Origin of the sequence: Megasphaera paucivorans, assembly GCF_900103535.1 — a bacterium.
In the GTDB taxonomy this organism is placed as follows: Bacteria; Bacillota; Negativicutes; order Veillonellales; family Megasphaeraceae; genus Megasphaera_A; species Megasphaera_A paucivorans.
The window spans coordinates 1-5,852 of record NZ_FNHQ01000059.1 but is presented as its reverse complement, the minus strand read 5'-3'; the positions used below and the strand labels follow the sequence as shown (position 1 = coordinate 5,852).

Genomic DNA, 5,852 nt, shown 5'->3' with positions numbered 1-5,852 from the left:
CGCTGATAGGTAACGGTGCCGAATAGTCCTTGTATCGTACGGCGATCCCGCCGTTCTATCTGATATCCTTGTTTCTTGTACTGTTCCACCAATTCTGTATCCATGATTTCTAACGCACAAACCAGTGCCTCTGTGAAAATCCGCATAAACAGCTGCAATAATTTTGTTTCGCGTATGATCGCGGTATCGGATTCCTTTATTGTTTTGATAATTTCTGCTATAATATATTCCATGAGAAGACCTTCGGTTGTGATATATTTTGCTGGCTAGGCAATATATCTATTATCTAGGTCTTTTCTTTTTTTTGCAATATCTTACCGAGAACTATTTTACACTAAGCTGCATCGGATCTTCTCCGCTTCCCGTTTCCGGCAGGCAACCCGACGGATTTCATAGGGCATAAAATACGCCCTCCAGCAAATCCTGTTCGCTGATTTGGATCGCCGCGACACCATAATGCCGCATAAAGGCATCGGCTATATACAGCCCAGCCAGAATGACATCAGCCCGCTTAGGCTGCAGTCCGGGTATATGCCTTCGTTCCTCGGCTGTCATATATTGGAGCTGTACGATACGACGGCGCAATCTATCCGCAGTCACAAGATATCCGTGGACCTGCTGCGGATCATATGATTCCAGCAAAAGTTCCATGGCCGCCAGGGACGTAAGTGTCCCGCCCACGCCGATCCATATGTCCGGCGTGTACGGCAGGGGAAGAAAGGCTGCTTCGCATCGCTCGTATATCTTTTCCACTTCTCCGGCGCGAAAACTGCCATCCGGCGAAGACAGCCGCACGGCCCCCAGGGGATAACTGTGTGACCATAACAGGGCCTTGTTCCTGCCCAGCGCCGTCTCTGAACTGCCGCCGCCTATATCCAGCACACCGGCATAGCTTCCCTGTACCGCCAAGGAGGCCGCCCCGCTGAAGCTCAAAGAAGCTTCCTCTTTTCCCGAAATAATGCGACACTTCCAATGAAACCGCCTGCCTATTTCTTCCATAAAAGCAGTCCCATCCGCCGCTTCCCGGACAGCACTAGTTGCAACCGCCAAAACCGGTATATCCGGCAAGGTTTCCTGCCAGCGGCGCATCGCCGCCAGTGATGCACGGATCCCTTGCGGCGATAACGATCCGGTCTTATCCATTTCTCTTCCCAGCTGTGTCGTCGCTAATTCCTTCGGACTGAACTGCCACCTTCCGTCGGCGTCGCAGAAGCCTTTCATCAGCCGCAGCGAGTTGGACCCGATATCGATGACAGCCTGTGTATATTGCTGCATAAAACACCTCCGGATCTGACCGTACCCGGTCTTTTTCTATTTCCAACACAAAAAGAGTACTCCCGTAGGAATACTCTCTGCATTCATTTTGATTCCCAGAATACGATATTAATCAGCATGTCTGGCACCACGGCCGCCGCGTTTTGATTCTGTGTTGCGTTTCAGATCCGTCAATCTTTCGTCGCTATCCTTGAGGAATTTGCTCAGACGGTCTTCAAAAGACAAATGCACCGGCGGACGATGGCTGTCAAAACCAGCGTTTCGGCGGAAATCATTTTTCGGCTTAAATTCACCTTTCGGCCGGAAGTCACTTTTAGGTTTAAATTCTTTTTTTTCTGGAGCAGGCTGTGTCTGTTTAATGGACAACCCGATTTTACCCTTATCGTCAACAGATAAAACTTTGACGTTAACCTTATCCTGTACCTTCAGGAAATCATGTACGTCCTTTACATATTCATTGGCTACTTCCGAAATATGGACTAAGCCGACCTTCTTGTCAGGAAGCTCAACAAAAGCCCCAAATTTTGTAATTCCTGTAACGGTACCTTCCAGTACACTACCTACTTCGATTGTCATGCTAATTAATTATCCTCCTCTTAATATAAATAAAGCATTTATCCACATTATAATCATAAAAACGGAAAATTTCAATCCGTAATTTATAAAATGTTATCGCTTATAGGGAATTTCACCCGGTTTTACAAGACCAAACTGCTCTCTTGCCCGTTTGCTTATCTCATCGGGATCCTCCAGACTTTGCTTCTCCTGCTGCAGCTTTTGATGTTCCTCTATCAGCTGCTTCTCCTGCTGCACTGTAATTTCCATATCTTGATGGATTTTCCACAATTGATACATTTTAAGACTGATGAACAGACCACCGAAAAGGAGAATCACAATAACAACAAGCTTATACAGACTCAAGGAAGACTTTTTTTTGCGCCGCCTGGGTCTTCTGGCTGTCCTCTGCTGTGCTTCCGTTCTCACGACCGTTTTCAGCCCCTTTCTATCATGTCCTTACTATATAGTATACCTTGAAAATAATTTAAATTAAAGGTTTTTTTATTTCTTACGCTGTTTTGTCTTTTATATTGTTATTATTATTTTGCAATGCCCCCTTTTAAAATGGCTAAACCTTCCTTATAATAATAGAAACGATACTTAAGGGGGCATTGCTTCATGAAATATGAAGAAATCAGTCAGGAAACACTCTGCAAGATCAAATCTATTGTCGGAGAAAAAAATGTTATTACCGATAGTGATATGATCCAGCCATATTCCCATGACGAAGTAACAGACCCGGCATACCACCATATGCCCGAGGTCGTAGCATATGCCGAATCGGCTCAGCAGACCGCTGATTTGGTCAAACTGGCAAACGAACGCCATTTTCCGGTCGTACCCAGAGGAGCTGGTACCGGCCTTGCCTGCGGTGCCGTTCCTATTTACGGCGGCTTAGTACTTTCTTTGGAAAAAATGAATAAAATTCTGGAAATCAACGAAGATGCTTTGTATGCTGTTGTTGAACCCGGTGTCCGTACTTCCGATCTGCAAGCAGCCGCAGAGGCAAAAGGATTATTTTATGCCGGCGATCCCTGCAGCGGCGATTCCTGTTTTATCGGCGGCAATATCGCAACGAATGCCGGCGGCAACCGGGCTGTCAAATATGGTACGACCCGGCATCAAGTGTATGCCATCGAAATCGTCTCTCCTACGGGAACCATCATGAATCTCGGGGCCCGGCTGCAGAAACAGTCTACCGGATATTGTCTGGATCAGCTGGTCATCGGCTCTGAAGGTACACTGGGCATCATCACCCAAGCTACGGTAAAACTGCTGCCCAAACCACAATTCACGCTCGATCTGCTGGCTGTATTCCATTCTGTAGAAGACGCTATCGGGGTCGTCAACAAAGTCATCAGAGCCGGCATCATGCCGACTTGCGTGGAGTTTATGGACAACATTACCATCCGATCTGTCGAACGCTATTTAAACGAAAAACTGCAAGGCAGTGAAGAAGGAAATTACCTTATTATCCAGGTCGAAGGCATCAATGAAGAGGATTTGGATGATAAAGCCGTCACCTTGGATGAAATCTGCACAGAAAACGGTTCTTCTTCCGTCCTCGTCGCTGATTCCGAAAAAATCTGGCGGGCGCGCAAATCCTTTGCCGAAGCGGTCCGTGCCGAAAGTCTCATCGTCTGCAAGGAGGATGTTGTCGCCCCTGTCGATAAAGAACCGCAGCTGCTGCATGAAATTCTCCTGCTGGCCAAAAAATATAATCTCATTACCCGTATCGCCAGCCACGCCGGTGATGGAAATATTCATCTGAACATCATAAAAAATGAAGAGCTCAGCTATGAAGTCTGGGACAAAAACGTAAAGGATATGCAGCAGGAATTATATAAGACGATTTATGCGCTCGGCGGTCGTCTGTCCGGCGAACACGGCATCGGATATAAACGCAAGCATTTGATGGAGGAATTCACCGATCCTAACGAATTGGAATGGATGAAAGCCATAAAAAAGACACTGGACCCCAACAATATATTAAATCCCGGGAAAATTTTCGATATCGAATAAAGGGCTCGTCCTCTTGAAAAACAGAGCTGCCGCACACACTCTTTTTTTCATACACGTCCCTATTGCATTTTCTGCAGTTACCCTTTATAATAAGGGGCGTAGCATAATTGCATATTATATCTTCAGGGCAGGGTGAAATTCCCGATCGGCGGTAAAGTCCGCGAACGCGTTACAGCGTGTTGATTTGGTGCAAGTCCAAAACCGACAGTACAGTCTGGATGAAAGAAGATACCGTTTTTTAGGCAGCCGTATTGACGGCATTATTGCCTGTGAAATCCAAAGCCCTGATACTGCATTGCAGCTGTCAGGGCTTTATTGTATAGGAGGTATTCTGTAATGAAAAATGTAAAAAGACAGTATAACACAGTGGAAGAAGCTATCGAAGAATTGCAGGCCGGTCATGTTATTTTGGTAACGGATGATCCCGATCGAGAAAATGAAGGCGATTTGATCTGCGCCGCTCAATATTGCAGTACAGAAAATTTAAACTTTATGGCCACCGTGGCAAAAGGGTTGATCTGCATGCCGATGAGCATGGATTATGCCCATAAGCTGGGATTACCGCAAATGGTCAGTGAAAATACAGACAATCACTGTACCGCCTTTACCGTATCCATCGATTACAAAACAACGACGACCGGTATTTCTGCCGTAGAACGTGCCTTGACGGCCCGCAAGACAGTAGAAGACGGCGTATCCGACACAGACTTCCGCCGGCCGGGACATATGTTTCCGCTCACTGCCCGCAAAGGCGGCGTACTGACCCGCAACGGTCATACGGAAGCCACCGTTGATTTCCTGCGCCTTGCCGGACTTAAACAAGTCGGCCTATGCTGTGAAGTAATGGCAGACGACGGCACCATGATGCGCACCCCGCAGCTCTGGGAAGTCGCTGACAAATACAACTTGAAATTTGTTACCATTCATGACCTGCAGAACTACTGCCGCCGTCATGATAAACACGTCGTCCGTGAAGCACTCGCTCAAATGCCGACAAAATTCGGTGATTTCAAAATCTATGGCTACATTAATGACCTCACCGGCGAACACCACGTAGCCCTTGTAAAAGGTGACATCGGCGACGGTAAAAATCTACTCTGCCGTGTCCACTCCGAATGCCTGACCGGGGATGTATTTGGCTCGCTGCGCTGCGACTGCGGCCAGCAGCTGGCGGCCGCGCTAAAACAAATCGACAAAGAAGGCCGCGGCATCCTCCTCTATATGCGTCAAGAAGGCCGCGGCATCGGACTCATCAACAAACTCAAAGCCTATGCCCTGCAGGAACAAGGCTATGATACCGTAGAAGCAAACGAAAAACTGGGATTTGCCCCAGATCTGCGCGAATACTGGATCGGTGCCCAGATTCTCCAAGACATCGGTGCCAGAGAACTGCGCCTCCTCACCAATAACCCGGAAAAAATATACGGGCTCGAAGGCTTTGGTGTAGAAATCAAAGAACGAGTTCCCATTGAAATCGCAGCGCAGGAACACGACGAATTTTATTTGGAAACAAAGAAAAATAAAATGGGACATCTTTTGAATAATATTGATTAAAAAAACAATCCAAAAACACGGTGTAACTTAAAAATCAGTTACACCGTGTTTTTATTATATCTTAAAAAAAATATATAGTGTATTTGCATATCGCTGTGCAGTCTTAGTGTAAAATAGTTCTCGGTAAGATATTGCAAAAAAAAGAAAAGACCTAGATAATAGATATATTGCCTAGCCAGCAAAATATATCACAACCGAAGGTCTTCTCATGGAATATATTATAGCAGAAATTATCAAAACAATAAAGGAATCCGATACCGCGATCATACGCGAAACAAAATTATTGCAGCTGTTTATGCGGGTTTTCACAGAGGCACTGGTGTGTGCGTTAGAAACGATGGATACAGAATTAGTGGAACAGTACAAGCACCAAGGGTATCAGATTGAACGACGGGATCGCCGTACGATACAAGGACTATTCGGCACCGTTACCTATCAGCGCC

General features: G+C 46.3%; 7 protein-coding genes and 1 riboswitch. Of the genes, 3 read left to right on the top strand and 4 right to left on the bottom strand.

The genetic code is table 11. The annotated features are described in order from the left end of the window. The 4 genes from BLR11_RS13660 to BLR11_RS13645 all read right to left on the bottom strand — a co-directional run. The coding region (locus BLR11_RS13660) for a UPF0236 family transposase-like protein (protein ID WP_176762940.1) at positions 1-233 on the bottom strand (233 nt) is incomplete at its 3' end. Between the two features lie 157 nt (positions 234-390). Beyond that, positions 391-1,275: a Ppx/GppA phosphatase family protein gene (locus BLR11_RS13655; protein ID WP_091653205.1), complete on the bottom strand. Its 885-nt coding sequence runs from the start codon at positions 1,273-1,275 to the stop codon at positions 391-393. Positions 1,276-1,383: 108 nt separating this feature from the next. Further along, a complete protein-coding gene (locus BLR11_RS13650; protein ID WP_091653203.1) occupies positions 1,384-1,851 on the bottom strand; it encodes a S1 domain-containing RNA-binding protein in 468 nt (155 codons plus the stop codon). 93 nt (positions 1,852-1,944) lie between these two features. Beyond that, positions 1,945-2,259, bottom strand: coding sequence for an FtsB family cell division protein (locus BLR11_RS13645; RefSeq protein WP_091653200.1), 315 nt, complete (start codon positions 2,257-2,259; stop codon positions 1,945-1,947). Between the two features lie 192 nt (positions 2,260-2,451). Between BLR11_RS13645 and BLR11_RS13640 the strand changes: the two genes are divergently transcribed. From BLR11_RS13640 to BLR11_RS13630, 3 genes are all read left to right on the top strand, one after another. Then, a complete protein-coding gene (locus tag BLR11_RS13640; RefSeq protein WP_091653197.1) occupies positions 2,452-3,855 on the top strand; it encodes an FAD-binding oxidoreductase in 1,404 nt (467 codons plus the stop codon). A 114-nt stretch (positions 3,856-3,969) separates the two neighbouring features. Then, a riboswitch (FMN riboswitch) is annotated at positions 3,970-4,089 on the top strand. Between the two features lie 102 nt (positions 4,090-4,191). Then, positions 4,192-5,409, top strand: coding sequence for a bifunctional 3,4-dihydroxy-2-butanone-4-phosphate synthase/GTP cyclohydrolase II (locus BLR11_RS13635; protein ID WP_091653195.1), 1,218 nt, complete (start codon positions 4,192-4,194; stop codon positions 5,407-5,409). Between the two features lie 208 nt (positions 5,410-5,617). Next, the coding region (locus BLR11_RS13630; RefSeq protein WP_176763016.1) for a UPF0236 family transposase-like protein at positions 5,618-5,852 on the top strand (235 nt) is incomplete at its 3' end.